Below are 16,200 nucleotides of genomic sequence, written 5' to 3' on the forward strand. Positions count from 1 at the left end.
CAGAAAAAAGAACCCCGGTTGAGTGTCGGGGTTCTTTTTTCTCGTGCTGGTATTATTTATCGCCGTGGGCTTCGCGCTCTTCCCGCTCAACCTGAGACAGCTTTTTAAGCTTGTTGCCCATTTCCCGGCCTCGTGTCCGTGCAAACAGAATGTTGGCGAAAAAAGCCGCGGTGGTCAGCCCGAGTTCAATCAATGCCAGCCAGCGTTCCCCGCCGTCTACCCAAAGCAGCGTCAGGGCGTGCAGAAAATAGAACATCAGAATGAAGTTTGCCCATGCGTGGGTATAAGGCTTACCTTCCAGCATCCCTTTCAGGGGGAGTAGCAAAGGGAGTATCCACATTCCGGCGACTACATAGTTGTTCAGGTGCGGGTGGGGTGAAATCACGCTCTGCCACAGAAAAACCCACAGCAGCAGAGACAGGTTGGCTGTCAGTGCGAAGTAGCGTAATTTCCGGGTTGAAGGGCTCATCGGTTTCATATCGGTATCCGTATCCATAAACTGCGCAGATGCGACAGGATAATACTTATTGATGCAACTGCCTGGCCGTTTGTGCCAGCCTTTTGCCTAACGCTTGCGCCAGCGATGCTTCGTCTGGTGTCAGCCCGTCGTGCTGATTGAGGTGTGAGGCGCCGTAGGGGGTTCCGCCAGACTGGGTGGTATGCAGCAGTGGCTCGGAGTAAGGCAGTCCCAATACCAGCATGCCGTGATGCAGAAGCGGTAACAGCATGGACTGCAGAGTCGTTTCCTGCCCGCCATGCATCGAAGACGATGCGGTAAACACGCAGGCGGGTTTGCCAATCAGGCTGCCCGAGAGCCATTGCGCACTGGTACTGTCGATAAAGTGTTTCAGGGGCGCGGCCATATTGCCGAAGCGGACAGGGCTGCCCAGCGCCAGCCCCTGACACTGCTCCAGATCAGTCACTGAAACATAGGGATCGCCGTTGTCCTGCGCGTTTTCCAGCTCGCCGTTTGCACGTATTTCAGGGACGGTACGCAGCACCGCCTCACACCCTTCAATCTGGCCAATGCCGCGGGCGATTTGTCTGGCGAGCTGGCGGGTGCTGCCATGGTGGCTATAGTAGAGCACCAGAATGGGTAGCATCAGAGAACATCCAGTACTTGCTCAGGCGGACGGCCAAGCGCCGCTTTATCGCCTTTGACTACGATAGGGCGCTCAATCAGTTTGGGATGGGCAACCATAGCTTCGCGTAACGTCTGCTCAGAGACAGAGTCGTCGCCCAGGTTCAGCGCTTTGTAGATGTCTTCTTTGGTGCGCATCATCTGGCGGGCAGAGTCAAACCCCAGTTTACGTTGCAACTCTGCTAATTGTTCTGCGGAAGGCGTCTCTTCCAGATACTTAATAATGTCTGGCTGGATGCCTTTGCTTTCAAGCAGGCTTAAGGTTTCCCGGCTTTTTGAACAGCGTGGATTGTGATAAATGGTGACAGACATAGTATCTCCCGGATTGTCGGTATCTTATTGTTAAGACAAAGCCCGCCACAATAAGCAGGCTAAATAACAGATATTAAGGTGAAGTATTGCTTTGATCAAAGGTCGGCAAACCTGGCCCGGGCCAGGCGCAGCTGATCGATGCGTGCGTCATATCTGGCCTGATCCAGCGAGCCGACATCGACCATCTGGCTGGCCTGAATATAATTCTGGATCGCTTTTTCCCAGTCGCCGCGCAATGCCATCACTTCAGCACGCGCTGCCAGCTCACCGTCTCTGCGTCCGATGCCGGCATAAGCCTCGGCCAGCATCCCCCAGCCGTTGATATCGGCTGGGTTATCATAGGTAAAACGGCTTAACAGCGACAGGCTGTCTTTTGCCCGTCCGGCTTCAAGATAGGCATGGGCCAGATTGAGCCTGAGCACGGCATTTTCCGGGTTGGATTTGAGCGCTTGCTGCAACCGGTTAATGGCGCTGTCATAGCGCTGCTGGAACACATCCAAATCGGTTGCGGAATCAATAAAGAAGCGGTTACCCGGCTCTGCCTGCAACAGCGGCATCAGCAGTTCCCGCGCCTGGTCATATTTTCCGCTGTCCATATACACCAGGGCTTTACCGTAATTCACTGCCATCTGGCTGGCGCCGCGAGCCTCTTTTCCTTTGCGGTTGAACCAGTCCAGCGCATTACGGCTGTCCAGGTTGGCATACCGGGCGATAATTCTGGCCTGAGCCAGCAGATAGTTTTCCGACACCGGTACACGGTGAGGCGGATACTGAGCGGCACGGCTGCGGGTATCGGCGATGCGTGATTCCGGTAAGGGGTGAGTCAGCAACATAGCAGGAGGCGTACTGGCGTATCGGTACTGATCGGCTAAACGGGCAAAAAAGCCGGGCATAGCCTGAACATCAAACCCGGCTTTGGCTAAGGTCGCGATGCCGATACGATCTGCTTCCATCTCATTGCTGCGGGTATAGTTTATCTGACCCTGCACTGAGGCGGCGGTGGTTGCCTGAATGGCAGCAATACCTGCTTCCGGCGCCGCGATCGCCAGCATCAGAGAGCCAATCAGGGCAGCCATGGTGGCCGGTGATTTCTTGGCCTGATCTTCCATGCTTCTGGCCAGATGGCGCTGCGTGATATGGGCAATTTCGTGCGCCATCACAGAGGCCAGCTCACTTTCACTTTGGGCATGCAGGAACAGCCCGCTGTGCAGGGCAACGTGGCCGCCAAAAAAGGCAAAGGCGTTGACTTCCCGGTTCTGAATCAGAAAAAATTCAAACGGAGTACGCACATCCTGCGCATTGGCCACTAATCTGTGTCCCAGATCTTTGACATATTCGGCGAGCAAAGGATCATTAATGATAGGTTTACTGGCCCGCAGCAAGCGCATGTAGGCATCGCCGTATTCCAGCTCTTTTTCGATTGTCAGTGTCGCGGCGGCCGTTGTCCCGATCTCGGGCAGATCTTCCAAAGAAGCATCGGCCCAGGTCGCTGGCGCTGTGCTGAGCAGAGCGCACAGCAGCAAACAAACTGGCCTTTTGACAAATCGAAGCTTAGAAAAGGTGATCATCTTCATTCGTGTGTTGATATTCCGGTTGCTGCGGGATTTGCAGTAAATCAATCTGCGCGCTTACAGATATGACAACAAAAGCTCCAGGGTGTTTCTTTCTTGTCGTCATAATGTTATTTACAATAACTTGTTGGATAATAACCGCCTGTGCCTGAGAATGGAAATACCTAAGCTGGATTTAACTGATACCCGTTGCCCGCTGGCCTTACTGATGGCAAAGCGAGCCTGCTGTCCGCTCAAAGCAGGGCAGCCGTTGGAGATACATATCTGTGATACCGGCTCGAGAAAAGATATACCACGCTATTTGTTGAATCATGGGTTTCAGGTTCATATTCAATCAGATAACCCACAGTTACTTGTAATTACCGTTACTAGAAGGTTGTGACGCTCATATGCTCGAAATGATTAGTCGCTGGTATCAGCGCAGATTTTCTGACCCCCATGCGGTCAGTTTGGTGGCGATCCTCTTGGTGGGCTTCATCACCATCTATTTTTTCGGCAACCTCATCGCACCTTTGCTTGCCGCAATAGTGCTTGCTTACTTATTGGAATGGCCGGTGATGTATCTGACCCGGATGAAAGTGCCACGAACGCTGGCCGTCACACTGGTCATACTGCTGTTCGCCGGGTTAATGGTGATGGCCGTTTTCGTGTTGATTCCTGTTATTTGGCATCAGATCAGTAATTTACTTTCTGATGTGCCAAGTATGTTTAACGATCTGCAGCATTACGTGTCCAGCCTGCCAGAGCGGTACCCTGAACTGGTTCAGCCGGAGCAGATAACGACTGTCATGACCAGCCTTCGCGCTAAAGTGCTGGGGATGGGCGAGAGTGCACTGAAAGGCTCTGTGGCATCACTACTGAGCCTGGCAACACTGGCGGTCTATCTGATTCTGGTGCCATTACTGGTCTTTTTCTTGTTGAAAGACAAGGATGAGATGCTCAGTGCGTTCGGCCGTATACTGCCCCGCAACCGTCGCCTGGCCAGTAAAGTCGGTGCTGAGATGAACCAGCAGATTTCGAATTATATCCGGGGCAAGGTCACTGAAATTTTTATTGTTGGCACTGTCAGTTACATCACTTTTGCACTGCTTGATTTACGTTATGCCTTGTTACTGGCTGTGCTGGTGGGTTTCTCGGTATTGATTCCATATATAGGTGCCGCAGCGGTGACTTTGCCTGTCGCTATGGTCGGGCTGTTCCAGTGGGGACTGACGCCAGACTTCTGGTGGCTTCTGGTGGCCTACGGCATTATTCAGGCACTTGATGGTAATGTGCTGGTTCCCGTACTCTTTTCTGAAGCGGTGAATCTTCACCCGGTTGCTATCATTATTTCAGTGCTGGTCTTTGGCGGGTTATGGGGCTTCTGGGGCATTTTCTTTGCGATTCCGCTAGCCACACTGGTGAAGGCCGTCTGGAATGCCTTACCGGCCACAGATCATGGCGAAGAGGCCGATTAACCATCACTTAGCTAGTCAGCGCACAGGGAGGTTGGGTGATGATATCAGTGAAGATAGTCCTGCTGACCGCCCTGGCGATGCTGGCGTTTGCTGCCAATTCACTGCTCAACCGGGTGGCCTTGTCGGACACGGCAATCGATCCCGCCAGTTTTACTCTGATTCGCTTACTGGCGGGAGCCCTGTTGTTATGGCTGATTCACGCTTACAGCCATTCAGGTAAGAAACACAAAGCGAGTGTGGGCGGCAACTGGCTGTCTGCGCTGGCACTCTTCATCTATGCTGCCGGCTTTTCTTTTGCTTATCTCAGTCTGTCGGCGGCGACTGGTGCATTGCTGCTGTTTGCGGCGGTGCAAATCACCATGATGGCCGTTGCGCTGAGCAGAGGTGAAAGGCTGACTTTCTTGCAAATGAGCGGTTTTACGCTTGCCCTGACAGGGCTGGGGGTACTGTTGTTACCCGGCGTGTCAGCACCTTCCTGGCAGGGAGCCGTTCTGATGCTGATGGCCGGAGTGGCCTGGGGAGCTTATACCCTGCGAGGCAAAGGTGCCGCAGATCCGCTCCAGACGACGGCAGGGAACTTTTTACGTGCTGTGCCATTTGGTCTGGCATGCTGGTTTATATGGGGGAAAACTGAGCTGGATGCGCTCGGGGTGTGGTATGCCGTGCTTTCTGGTGGGCTAGCCTCAGGTGTCGGTTATGCGGTTTGGTATACGGTTTTACCCTCGCTGAGCGCAATGATAGCGGCTATCGTTCAGCTCAGTGTGCCTGTTCTGGCGGCTGTCGGTGGTGTGCTGATGTTAGCGGAGCCCGTGACATTACGGTTGTGGGTCGCTTCGACGGCGATTCTGGGAGGGATAGCCATGGTTATCGGGGCCCGAAAAGTGACCGGTTGAGGCGATGACACTGGAAGCACAAAGGCCGAATTGACGGCCTTTGCCGAGTGTCTGCAGGACTAGCTGTTGCCGTTCAGGTAAGCCAGCACGACCTCGTGGTGATCTTTAGTTTTGAACTTATTGAAGACATGTTCAATGACGCCGTCTTCGTTGATCAGAAAGCTGATACGGTGCAGGCCATCGTATACTTTGCCCATAAACTTCTTCTCGCCCCATACGCCAAACTGTTCAGCAACCGCATGATCCTCATCAGAGAGCAGGGTGAAGTTGAGGTTGTCGCGTTCAATGAATTTAGGCAGGCGTTTGACCGGATCAATACTGATACCCAGAACAACGACGTTCAGCGCATCGAGCTCCGATTTGCTGTCGCGTAATCCACAGGCTTGCACTGTGCAGCCCGGGGTCATGGCTTTAGGATAAAAATAAGCGAGTACTTTTTTACCTTTGAAATCGTTCAGGCTGACAGGCGCACCATTCTGATCTGGCAGAGTGAAGTCAGGTGCAGGAGTCCCCGCAGTCAAGGTTTGCATGTGTCGTTCCTTATTATTCGAGGTTACTTGGGTAAATGACCGGTAAAGGTCACTGTGCCTGTTACTTGCACTGTCTGGCACAGTGCTTCAAATTCTTCCTGCAAAGACATCAGATTGCAACCTTCGGGCAGGTTAGTGCTGAGCTGTAAGGTGAGCTGGTCTTCCTCACCTTTACCTTCTTCTTCCTGAGAATGGGCACTGAGTGCGGAAATGTCTATCTGGCGGCTGGCACAGAAATGGGTGAACTTTTCTATCAGGCCCGGGGCATCATTGCCTTCAATATGGAAGTCGGCGGTATAGGGATAAAAGCGGTGTTCGTGCTTGGTGGTTCTTTTCATCACGGTCAGCAGGTCAAACTGCTGGGCCTGAAGCGGCAGGGTCGCTTCAACTTTGGCAATCGATGCTGCGGTTCCTGACAGTAAAAGTATGAAGGTAAATTCACTGCCAAAAATAGCCAGTCGGCTGTCTTCAATATTGCAGCCGCTGAGTGAGATATGTCGGGTAATTTCATCAGTAATACCCGGGCGATCTGAGCCGATTGCGGTGATGACGAGGTAGTGTTCCATACAGTTTCACATTGATGACCTTTATGTTTGCATGGTAGCACAGCCAACTTATCTCCTGCCATGAAGTTACCTGTGCAAATGATGATATTGTTATGATTGATATATTTTGTTGTTAAATTCGCTGGCTATGGTGCAAGTCACTGGTTTAATCCACTTTTGACAGGGGATCACAGGACAGAATTAACGAACAGGATATGGCCAGCTATGACAGCTATTTTACATTCTACTTGCTTGTGTTTACTGCCACTGAAAAGTACCATGAGAAATCAATAAAAAAGGGAGATCGACATGTTTACTGGTAGCATGGTAGCGCTAGTTACGCCCTTGGATGAAGTCGGCGAAGTGGATTACGCCAGCCTGAAATCCTTGGTTGAATATCATATTGCAGCGGGTACAGACGCGATTGTCGCTGTCGGTACCACAGGTGAGTCAGCGACTCTGACTGTTGAAGAGCACGTCAAAGTCGTGCTGAAGACAGTCGATTTTGCTCAGGGACGTATCCCTGTTATTGCCGGTACAGGCGCCAATGCCACCCATGAAGCCATCACTTTTAGCAAACTATTCTCGGGCACGGGCGTAGCAGCTTGCCTGACCGTCACACCGTATTACAACAAACCGACTCAGGAAGGTTTGTATCAGCATTTTAAAGCGATTTCAGAAGCCACCGATCTGCCTCAGATTCTGTATAACGTACCAGGTCGTACATCGGTGGACATGTTGCCTGAAACGGTTGCCCGCCTGTCTAAGCTGGATAACATTATCGGCGTCAAAGATGCGACAGGTGATTTAGCCCGGGTGGAAAAAACACGGGAACTTTGTGGCAAAGATTTCCTCCAATTCAGCGGTGATGATGCAACAGGGCTGGAATTTGTGGCACGCGGCGGTCACGGTGTGATTTCTGTGACGGCGAATATTGCAGCACCGGATATGGCAACTATGTTCCAGCTGGCCTTAAAAGGGGAACTGGACGAGGCGAAAGCCATCGATGCCAAACTGATGCCGCTGCACAAGCACCTGTTTGTTGAGTCCAATCCCATTCCGGTGAAATGGGCAGCACAAAAGCTAGGACTGATTCAGCACGGCACACTGCGTTTGCCATTAACGCCACTGAGCAAAGAGGCCGAACCTGTGGTGTTGCAAGCGTTGAAAGATGCGAAACTGCTGCCTTCACTGGCTACCGCATAGGAACGTAAGAACTCTACATGAATGTGAATTACAGGCTGGCAGTTACGGCTGTCATGGTGGCTGCTCTGGCTGGCTGTTCGGGCAGCGCAGAGCGACGCCGACAGGCTAATCAGGATTTTAATTATCTCGAAACAGCGCCGTTAAGCAGCTGGAACAGCCCTAGTGGCTCGGCGGCGACGCTGTCGAACGAGTATGCGATACCGTCGAAAGAATACCCGGGCGCGATTGGCAGAGCCGTTGATATTCGCCCTCCTCAGCAAGTTCTGGCTCTGATCCCTGGTGCCAGAACCGTGCACAACAGTGATGGTACCGTGAGTCTGCAGTTAGTGAATTCGGCTGAACTGGACGAGTTGTGGACACTGACCAAACGTATGGCCACTGAGCGTAATATTGCTTTTGATGTCAATACGGCCCAGACGCTTGAAACCGGATGGGTGAAGTGGAACAACGAAGATGAAGATACAGAGATAAGCAGTCGCTATCGGATTTCTCGTTCCAGCGCCAACAACCAGAACCTGTATACCATCAAACTGCTCGACTGGCGTGAAGGCGGTGTAGAGAAGCCTGTCAGTATTGTTAACCAGGAGCGTTACAGTATTCTGATGACCAACCTGGTGATGGCAAAGTACGATGCTTATGAGCGAGAGAAAGCACGGTTACGCGCCGAGGAGCTGGTGAAACAGATCCCAATCACTATGGGGCAGGATCGTAGCGGCTTGCCTGTGATTATTGCCCGCGCGCCTTATAACGTGTTCTGGGAACGTCTGCCAAGTCTGTTGCAGACCCTGGGCTTTACTGTCGACGGGCGCAACCGCTCGCAAGGTACGATCGATGTGAGCTTCCGTAATCCGGATGACAGTTTCTGGGTCGATTTAGGCATTCAGCCTCTGCAGCTGGAAAACCGCGATTATAAGTTGCAGCTGGGGGATTTGGGTAACCGGACTTCTATCACAGTGACAGATGAAGACGGTAAACCGATCACAGACGAGGCGTTAGAAAGTATTGCTCCGGTATTGGCGGCTGTGATTGACAAAGATAATCAGAAGTAATCTTGTGATTATTATCGCGACAAAAATTACCTGACAAAACGAGAACGAAAAAAAACGCTTCGGCATCTGAAAGGATTGCCGAAGCGTTTTTTTAGGTACGGATAACAGAGAAGGATGCCCTGTTATCGCGCGTCTTATTTGACTTCTTCGCCTTTTGCCTGCAGATCGGCATGGTAGGAAGAGCGTACAAACGGGCCGCAGGCTGCATGGGTAAAGCCGAGCTCCAGCGCGATTTCTTTCAGCTCATCAAACTCTGACGGCGGCACATAACGTTCAACCGGCAGGTGATGTCGGCTTGGTGCCAGGTACTGACCCAGTGTCAGCATGGTGACGCCATGTGCGCGAAGATCTTTCAGCACTTCCACAATTTCTTCTTTGGTTTCACCCAGTCCCATCATCAGACCTGATTTGGTCGGCACTTCAGGATGCATTTCACCAAACTTTTTCAGCAGATCCAGTGACCACTGGTAGTTGGCTCCCGGGCGTGCCTTGCGGTACAGACGCGGGGCGGTTTCCAGGTTGTGGTTGAAAACATCCGGCGGGTTATCGCGCAGGATTTCCAGTGCATGATCCATGCGGCCACGGAAATCAGGTACCAGAGTTTCGATTTTGATGTCAGGGTTTTTCACCCGAATTTCACGGATACAGTCAGCAAAGTGTTGAGCGCCACCATCACGGAGATCATCACGGTCAACCGAGGTGACGACCACATAGCGCAGTTTCATGTCGGCAATGGTCTGAGAAAGCTGCACCGGCTCTTCAGCATTCGGTGGCAGAGGACGGCCGTGGGCCACGTCGCAGAATGGGCAACGGCGTGTACAGATAGCACCCAGAATCATGAAGGTCGCAGTACCGTGACTGAAACACTCTGCCAGGTTAGGGCAAGAGGCTTCCTCACACACAGAGTGGAGGTTGTTCTTGCGCATCGCCGCTTTGATATCCTGAATACGCTGAGTGTCGGCCGGAAGCTTGATCTTCATCCATTCTGGCTTACGCAGCATTTCGCGAGGCTTTTCCTCTGCTTCCATGTTACGTACAGGAATCAGGGCCATTTTATCGGCGTCACGGTATTTGACACCAGGTTCAATTACGATCGGTTTGCTCATGATTAATTGCTTTCCGTTGTCCACTCTATGCTCTGGTAATCGAGCAGTTTCACTAACTCATCGACAAGTACAGGTTGCACGTCAGCCAGTTCTGTTGGGCCATTTAGCCCGGCCAGCTGAGTCATTTCCATACCCGCATAGCCGCAGGGATTAATACGCAGAAAAGGTGTTAAATCCATGTCGACATTCAGCGCCAGACCATGAAAAGAACAGCCGCGACGGATACGTAGGCCGAGTGAGCAGATTTTTTTACCGTCGACATACACGCCAGGTGCATCAGGACGGGCGTTGGATGCTACACCGAAGCGGGATAGCGTGTTGATTACGGTGTTCTCAATGTGCGTGACCAGTTCGCGGACGCCAAGTTTATGGCGACGCAGGTCAATCAACAGATACATCATTTGCTGTCCGGGACCATGATAGGTCACCTGTCCGCCACGGTCACTCTGAAAAATCGGGATGTCGCCGGGATTGAGCACGTGTTCAGCTTTGCCAGCCTGACCCTGTGTAAAGACGGGAAGGTGCTCAACCAGCCAGATTTCGTCGACAGTGTCGTCATCACGGTTGGCGGTAAAGTGATGCATGGCCTCATAAGTAACAGAATAGTCTGTCAGGCCCAGATTGCGGACAATGAGATTTCGTTGCACATTTCACCCATGTTGTCTGTCGGTCTCAGTTGAGAGCCATTCGAGACCAATAATGGTGCATTATAAATCGTGGCGGCTAAAATTTCAGCCGCCAATTGCTCGGTACGACCAGGTATCAGAGCACAACGCGAACAATGTCGATTTCACCCAGCTCTTTATACAGGGTTTCAACCTGCTCAATATGGGTTGCTGTGATAGTGATAGACACGGCACTGTAGGTTCCTTTTCCGCTTGGTTTAACGGTTGGGGTATAATCGCCAGGTGCATGACGCTGGACAACGCCCACCACCAAATCAGGCAGCTCAGGCTTGTTAAAGCCCATTACCTTGAAAGAAAACTGACAAGGGAACTCGAGTAAATCTTTAAGTTTTGGCTGTTCTTGCTGTTGCATGCTGAACTCCCGGAAAGGTATGCGGTATATCACAATTTAGGGCAGCATATTAATGGCTCGCAGTCCATAACACAAGTCAAGCATAGGGACAGGGTAGCAGGCCGCAGCGGCAAAAAGAAAAAGGACAGCGAGGCTGTCCTTTTTCAAAAGCGGTGGCTTAGCTTAGCCAGCCTTTAAAGAGCAAGACTATGTAGTCAATCAAACGGCTGAAAATGCTGCCTTCGTTAACTTCGTTCAGTGCCAGAAGCGGATATTCGGCCACGTCTTCGTCGCCCAGACGGTAGTAAAGTTTACCCACCACGTCGCCTTTATGGATCGGCGCTTTTAACTCTTTTTCCAGCACAAAGTTAGCTTTCAGATCTTTGGCTGAACCGCGAGGCAAGGTCACGAAAGTATCCTGATCGACACCCAGCGAGACTTCATCGTTGTCGCCCATCCAGACTTTTTCAGTGACGAAGGTTTCGTTCGCTTTATGCGGCGACACGGTTTCGAAGAAGCGGAAACCGTAGTTCAGTAACTTCTTACTTTCGGCCTTACGGGCATTGGCACTTTTGGTGCCCATGACGACAGCAATCAGACGCATCTGACCGTCGGTGGCGGTAGTAACCAGGCTGTAGCCCGCGTTGTCTGTGTGGCCGGTTTTCAGGCCGTCAACATTCAGGCTTTTGTCCCACAGCAGGCTGTTACGGTTAAATTGCTCAATGCCGTTGTAACGGAAAGATTTTTCCTTATAGATGGCAAACTCATCCGGCACATCACGAATCAGCCCCTGTGCCAGCAAGGCCATGTCATAAGGTGTGGTGTACAGACTGTCGTTGTCCAGGCCGTGTACATTGGCGAAGTGCGTAGAATCCATGCCCAGAGATTTGGCCCAGCCATTCATCAGGTCAACGAACGAGTCTTCAGAGCCGGCGACATGTTCAGCCATGGCCACGCAGGCATCATTGCCGGACTGAATAATAATGCCGCGATTAAGGTCTGCAACTTTTACTTCGCTGCCTACTTCAATGAACATTTTTGATGAGCCGGGGAAATTTTTTGCCCAAGCGTTTTTGCTGATCACCACAGTATCATCCATCGAGATGTTACCGCGTTTGATTTCCTGACCAATCACGTAACTGGTCATCATTTTTGTCAGGCTTGCGGGTGGAAGCTTATCGTATTCTTGTTGCCCGGCAAGAATTTTGCCTGAGTGGTAATCCATCAGGACATAACCTTTAGCGGCTATCTGCGGGGCTTCTGGAACAACGGCAGGTGCCGCAGCCGCTGAAAAACTAGTGAGTAAAGCGGCTGAAACAGCGACAGAGCGAAAAAATGCAGCAGATGTATTCATGATATAGGTTACTTGGGTTACGGATATCAAAAAATTGGAATCACTATATCAGATTGAGCTTGTTTAAACAGTTCTCAACCGGAGGAATCGTGGTTCATTGAGGATTCTTGTGAAATTTTTACATTCTTTTGTCAGACTTTACCCTGACAAATTAGTTCAATTCACGTTGTTCAGACACGACGAATGCTTCCGGAAATTGGCTCGCCCTGGCTTTCTTTCGCTGTATCTCGGCTTCGCCTGAGTCCAGGTACGGACCCAGGCGAAGCCGGTAGATGGCGGCAGACTCGGCTTTTTTTACATCCACCTGGGTATTGAACTCTGATTTGAGTTTCTGGGCGGCGAGCTGGGCTTTATTGAGATCGCTGAAGGCCGCCAGTTGCACAAAGAACCATTTGGGATTCGCGCTTTGCCACTCTGCGGCAGAGTCTGGCTTGGGCATCTGCAACAGCTCAATTTTGACCGGGGCCGTGCCGTGACCCACCACATCCAGCTTGGTGGCTGCCGCCATGCTGAGATCTATGATACGCCCTTCATGGAACGGACCGCGGTCATTGACCCGGACAATGGCACTTTTGCCATTGTTTTTATTGGTGACTCTGACATAGCTGGGTAACGGCAAGGTTTTATGCGCTGCTGTCATTGAATACATGTCATAAATTTCGCCGTTCGAGGTTTTGTGGCCATGAAATTTTTTGCCGTACCAGGATGCCAGCCCTTCTTCGCTAAAAGGCTGTTCGGCCGGTACAATGGCGTAGGCCTGGCCTCTCAGTGTGTAGTCTGAGTTACCGGCCAGGCTTTTGGGTTCGTACCTTGGCTGTGCATCTTCAATATGATCCAGGGTAGGGGAACGCTCTGGTGCGCGGTCATCTGTTATCTGATAACGATCTGATTGTGTAGTGCTGCACCCTGCCATGAGCAGGGTGACACTGAGTGAAAAAGCGAGTGATTTGGACACTGTGTGCATCAGTTAGCCTTGGACAACATTTTTCTGTGGGTGTGGATAGACATCAGGATACCGAAACCTGCCATCAGGGTGACCATAGAGGTACCGCCGTAGCTGACCAGGGGCAGCGGAACACCGACCACAGGTAATAAGCCACTGACCATACCAATATTGACGAATACGTAGACAAAAAAGCTCAATACGATACTGCCTGCCATCATACGGCCAAAGGCGGTTTGTGCCCGGCTGGCCAGCAACAGCCCGCGGCCGATCACGAACAGATACAGGGCCAGCAGGCCGATGACCCCGGACAATCCCCATTCCTCGGCGATGACGGCAAAAATGAAGTCGGTGTGGCGTTCCGGCAAAAACTCCAGTTGTGACTGGGTGCCGTGGAGCCAGCCTTTGCCGGTAATACCGCCCGAACCTATGGCAATTTTTGACTGAATGATGTGATAACCCGCGCCGAGTGGATCGGATTCCGGGTTAAACAGTGTCAGCACCCGGGTGCGCTGATAATCGTGCATCAGGAAGAACCAAAGCACCGGGATGAAGGCACCGATCAGCATGCCGGCAAAGATAATAATCCGCCAGCTGATGCCGGACAGAAAAAGCACAAACACCCCGGAGGCGGCGATCAGGATCGATGTGCCCAGATCGGGTTGTTTGGCAATAAGAATAGTTGGCACGAAAATCATCAGGGTGGCGATGATGATATTTTTCAGGCTGGGGGGCAGCGGCTGGTTCCCGATAAAACGGGCCACCATCAAGGGGACAGCCAGCTTGATCAATTCCGATGGCTGGAAACGGACCACACCCAGATCCAGCCAGCGTTGTGCCCCTTTGGAAATTTCACCCACCAGCAGTACACCCACCAGCAGCAGCAAGCCGACCCCGAACAGATAGGGCGCCCAGGCTTCATAGTGGCGAGGGGCAATCTGGGCAAGGATGAACATCACCGCCAGAGACAACAGCATACGGACCGCCTGGCGCTCCATCATGTCAAGGTTCTGGCCGCTGGCACTGTACATGACGACCAGAGCGAACCCCATCAGCGTCAGGATCCCCAGTAATAAAGGAACGTCGATATGCAGGCGATCACTCAAGGTGGCTTTGCTGCCTGCCGCTGCCATGATACTCATTGCGAAACCTCAGCCAATGTCGATTTATCTTTGTCATCGTGTTTGAGCAGCATATGATCGAAAATCTGCCTGGCGACCGGGCCACCATTACTGGAACCGCCGCCGGCATTTTCAAGCACCATGGCCACTACGTATTCAGGGGCCTCGAAGGGGGCAAAAGCGGTAAACAGCGCGTGGTCTCGCAGATGCTCTTCAAGCTCTTCGGCATTATATTCTTCATCTTCAGCCAGTCCGAAGACCTGAGCTGAACCGGATTTACCGCCAGCTTTGTATTCTGCGCCATAGAAAGCGCGTCTTGCCGTGCCGCGGCTGCCATGCAGTACCCGGTACATACCATCTTTGGCGACCTGCCAGTATTTAGGATCGACGCCCGTTATAGGCGGGAAAACTTCATATTTGGCGGGGGTTTCACCGTCGGCATCCATAATGCTTTTCAGCAAATGTGGTGCCCGGACGACACCGTCATTGACCAGTACTGTGGTTGCTTTGGCTATCTGCAGTGGCGTTGATGTCCAGTAACCTTGTCCTATTCCGACAGGAATGGTGTCACCCTGATACCAGGGCTGACGGAAACGTGCCTGTTTCCATTCACGGGTCGGCATGTTGGCTTTGCTTTCTTCTGCAATATCAATCCCGGTATATTCACCGTAGCCAAACTTGCTCATCCACGAAGACAACCTGTCGATCCCCATGTCATAGGCGATCTGATAGAAAAAGGTATCGACTGACTCTTCAATGGCTTTGTGGATGCTTACTTTACCGTGACCCCAGCGCAGCCAGTCACGGAATGGCCGGCTGTTGGTGTTTGGGATTTTCCAGTAGCCGGGATCGTTGCGTGTCGTCCGTGTTGTAATGACGCCTTCGGCCAGGGCCGCGACAGCAATCGCGGGTTTGACGGTGGAAGCCGGCGGATAAATCCCCAGAGTCACCCGGTTCACCAGCGGCCTGTCTTTGTCATTGAGTAATTCGTTGTACTGTTTCGAGGAAATACCATGCACGAAGAGGTTAGGGTCGTAACTCGGGCTGGAAACCATGGCGAGCACCGAGGAGTCTTTAGGATCCATGACGACCACGGAACCCCGCTTCAGTTTGACGTATTCTTCACCGGTCTCCGGGTCGATTTTCTTTTCAGTCAGCAGCTCTTTAACATACAGCTGCAGATCAATATCCAGATTCAGACGCAGATCTTTACCCGGTACAGGCGGTACATATTTCAGGGTGCGGATAATACGGCCGCGGCTGTTGACTTCGACTTCCTGATAACCGGAGGTACCGTGCAGCAAGTCTTCGTAGTATTTTTCAATGCCCAGCTTGCCGATATCCTGGGTGGCTTTGTAGTTGTTAAGGCGATCTTCCCTGTCCAGCATCTCTAAATCCCTGTCATTGATTTTGGCGACATAACCAAGGACATGGGTGAGTGCATCACCATAAGGGTAGTAACGTTTCAGGTAGGCTTTGACCTCAACACCCGGGAAGCGGTGCTGATTAACGGAGAAAAGGGCGACTTCTTTTTCGGTAAGCTGGTTGCGCAGCGGCACAGAGTTGAAACGCCGGGTACGGCGACGCTCTTTGTCAAAGCGTTCGATTTCTTCCTCTGTGATCCCCAGCAGCGATTTGAGACGGTTAAAGGTATCATCCAGATCAGCGACTTTCTCTGTGACCACTTCCAGCGAATACACCGGCCTGTTTTCGGCCAGTAATACCCCGTTACGGTCGTAAATCATGCCGCGGTTAGGTGAGACAGGGACAATTTTGATGCGGTTGTCATTAGAGCGGGTCTGGTAATCCTCAAATTCACTGACCTGAATATGATAGAGATTAGCAATCAGCACGCCAATCAACGCAAAGATGCCGACAAAGGAGAAGACCGCCCGTCTGAAAAACAGGGACGATTCTGCCTGGTGATCCCGGATCTGAAGTCGCTTTCTGCGCAT

General features: G+C 51.9%; 18 protein-coding genes. 5 read left to right on the plus strand and 13 right to left on the minus strand.

Annotated features, from left to right (window positions below):
* Positions 1-52: 52 nt before the first annotated feature.
* From H511_RS0119220 to bepA, 4 genes are all read right to left on the minus strand, one after another.
* The gene (locus H511_RS0119220; protein WP_036760058.1) at positions 53-478 is read right to left on the minus strand and encodes a DUF2069 domain-containing protein; all 426 of its coding nucleotides are present in this window, start codon (positions 476-478) and stop codon (positions 53-55) included.
* A 46-nt stretch (positions 479-524) separates the two neighbouring features.
* Complete coding sequence (gene wrbA / locus H511_RS0119225) at positions 525-1,103, minus strand: NAD(P)H:quinone oxidoreductase (RefSeq protein WP_027253786.1); 579 nt, start codon at positions 1,101-1,103, stop codon at positions 525-527.
* The gene (arsC, locus tag H511_RS0119230) at positions 1,103-1,453 is read right to left on the minus strand and encodes an arsenate reductase (glutaredoxin) (protein WP_027253787.1); all 351 of its coding nucleotides are present in this window, start codon (positions 1,451-1,453) and stop codon (positions 1,103-1,105) included. Before arsC ends, wrbA begins: the two co-directional genes overlap by 1 nt.
* A 95-nt stretch (positions 1,454-1,548) precedes the next feature.
* Positions 1,549-3,021, minus strand: coding sequence for a beta-barrel assembly-enhancing protease (bepA, locus tag H511_RS0119235; RefSeq protein ID WP_051288337.1), 1,473 nt, complete (start codon positions 3,019-3,021; stop codon positions 1,549-1,551).
* A gap of 157 nt (positions 3,022-3,178) precedes the next feature.
* Between bepA and H511_RS24515 the strand changes: the two genes are divergently transcribed.
* Genes H511_RS24515 through H511_RS0119245 form a run of 3 tightly spaced genes read left to right on the plus strand, consistent with a single transcriptional unit; the run spans position 3,179 to position 5,374 of the window.
* Entirely contained in the window at positions 3,179-3,406 is a 228-nt protein-coding gene (locus tag H511_RS24515) for a sulfurtransferase TusA family protein (RefSeq protein WP_081669335.1), read from the plus strand.
* A 7-nt stretch (positions 3,407-3,413) separates the two neighbouring features.
* On the plus strand, positions 3,414-4,481 hold the full coding sequence (locus tag H511_RS0119240; RefSeq protein ID WP_027253789.1) for an AI-2E family transporter: 1,068 nt from the start codon (positions 3,414-3,416) through the stop codon (positions 4,479-4,481).
* Positions 4,482-4,519: 38 nt separating this feature from the next.
* A complete protein-coding gene (locus H511_RS0119245) occupies positions 4,520-5,374 on the plus strand; it encodes a DMT family transporter (protein WP_027253790.1) in 855 nt (284 codons plus the stop codon).
* 59 nt (positions 5,375-5,433) lie between these two features.
* Here the strand turns inward: H511_RS0119245 and bcp are convergent, their stop codons facing one another.
* The gene (gene bcp / locus H511_RS0119250) at positions 5,434-5,904 is read right to left on the minus strand and encodes a thioredoxin-dependent thiol peroxidase (RefSeq protein ID WP_027253791.1); all 471 of its coding nucleotides are present in this window, start codon (positions 5,902-5,904) and stop codon (positions 5,434-5,436) included.
* A 23-nt stretch (positions 5,905-5,927) separates the two neighbouring features.
* Positions 5,928-6,470 (minus strand): glycine cleavage system transcriptional repressor, encoded by a 543-nt coding sequence (locus H511_RS0119255; protein ID WP_027253792.1) that lies wholly within the window; start codon positions 6,468-6,470, stop codon positions 5,928-5,930.
* Positions 6,471-6,758: 288 nt separating this feature from the next.
* Between H511_RS0119255 and dapA the strand changes: the two genes are divergently transcribed.
* Together dapA and bamC are read left to right on the plus strand one after the other, a co-directional pair.
* Positions 6,759-7,655: a 4-hydroxy-tetrahydrodipicolinate synthase gene (gene dapA, locus H511_RS0119260; protein ID WP_027253793.1), complete on the plus strand. Its 897-nt coding sequence runs from the start codon at positions 6,759-6,761 to the stop codon at positions 7,653-7,655.
* A gap of 17 nt (positions 7,656-7,672) precedes the next feature.
* Entirely contained in the window at positions 7,673-8,704 is a 1,032-nt protein-coding gene (gene bamC / locus H511_RS0119265) for an outer membrane protein assembly factor BamC (RefSeq protein WP_027253794.1), read from the plus strand.
* Positions 8,705-8,838: 134 nt separating this feature from the next.
* Here the strand turns inward: bamC and lipA are convergent, their stop codons facing one another.
* The 7 genes from lipA to mrdA all read right to left on the minus strand — a co-directional run bounded on the left by lipA (position 8,839) and on the right by mrdA (position 16,200).
* On the minus strand, positions 8,839-9,810 hold the full coding sequence (gene lipA / locus H511_RS0119270; protein WP_027253795.1) for a lipoyl synthase: 972 nt from the start codon (positions 9,808-9,810) through the stop codon (positions 8,839-8,841).
* 2 nt (positions 9,811-9,812) lie between these two features.
* Positions 9,813-10,457: a lipoyl(octanoyl) transferase LipB gene (gene lipB / locus H511_RS0119275; protein WP_027253796.1), complete on the minus strand. Its 645-nt coding sequence runs from the start codon at positions 10,455-10,457 to the stop codon at positions 9,813-9,815.
* Positions 10,458-10,572: 115 nt separating this feature from the next.
* The gene (gene ybeD, locus H511_RS0119280) at positions 10,573-10,848 is read right to left on the minus strand and encodes a DUF493 family protein YbeD (RefSeq protein ID WP_027253797.1); all 276 of its coding nucleotides are present in this window, start codon (positions 10,846-10,848) and stop codon (positions 10,573-10,575) included.
* A gap of 157 nt (positions 10,849-11,005) precedes the next feature.
* Complete coding sequence (locus H511_RS0119285) at positions 11,006-12,181, minus strand: serine hydrolase (RefSeq protein ID WP_027253798.1); 1,176 nt, start codon at positions 12,179-12,181, stop codon at positions 11,006-11,008.
* A gap of 151 nt (positions 12,182-12,332) precedes the next feature.
* Positions 12,333-13,145, minus strand: a complete 813-nt coding sequence (locus H511_RS0119290) for a septal ring lytic transglycosylase RlpA family protein (RefSeq protein ID WP_051288325.1) — start codon at positions 13,143-13,145, stop codon at positions 12,333-12,335.
* A complete protein-coding gene (gene mrdB, locus H511_RS0119295; protein WP_027253800.1) occupies positions 13,145-14,266 on the minus strand; it encodes a peptidoglycan glycosyltransferase MrdB in 1,122 nt (373 codons plus the stop codon). The genes H511_RS0119290 and mrdB overlap by 1 nt, the downstream gene beginning before the upstream one ends.
* Positions 14,263-16,200, minus strand: a complete 1,938-nt coding sequence (gene mrdA / locus H511_RS0119300) for a penicillin-binding protein 2 (protein WP_027253801.1) — start codon at positions 16,198-16,200, stop codon at positions 14,263-14,265. Before mrdA ends, mrdB begins: the two co-directional genes overlap by 4 nt.

Origin of the sequence: Photobacterium halotolerans DSM 18316 (assembly GCF_000425165.1) — a bacterium.
In the GTDB taxonomy this organism is placed as follows: domain Bacteria; phylum Pseudomonadota; class Gammaproteobacteria; order Enterobacterales; family Vibrionaceae; genus Photobacterium; species Photobacterium halotolerans.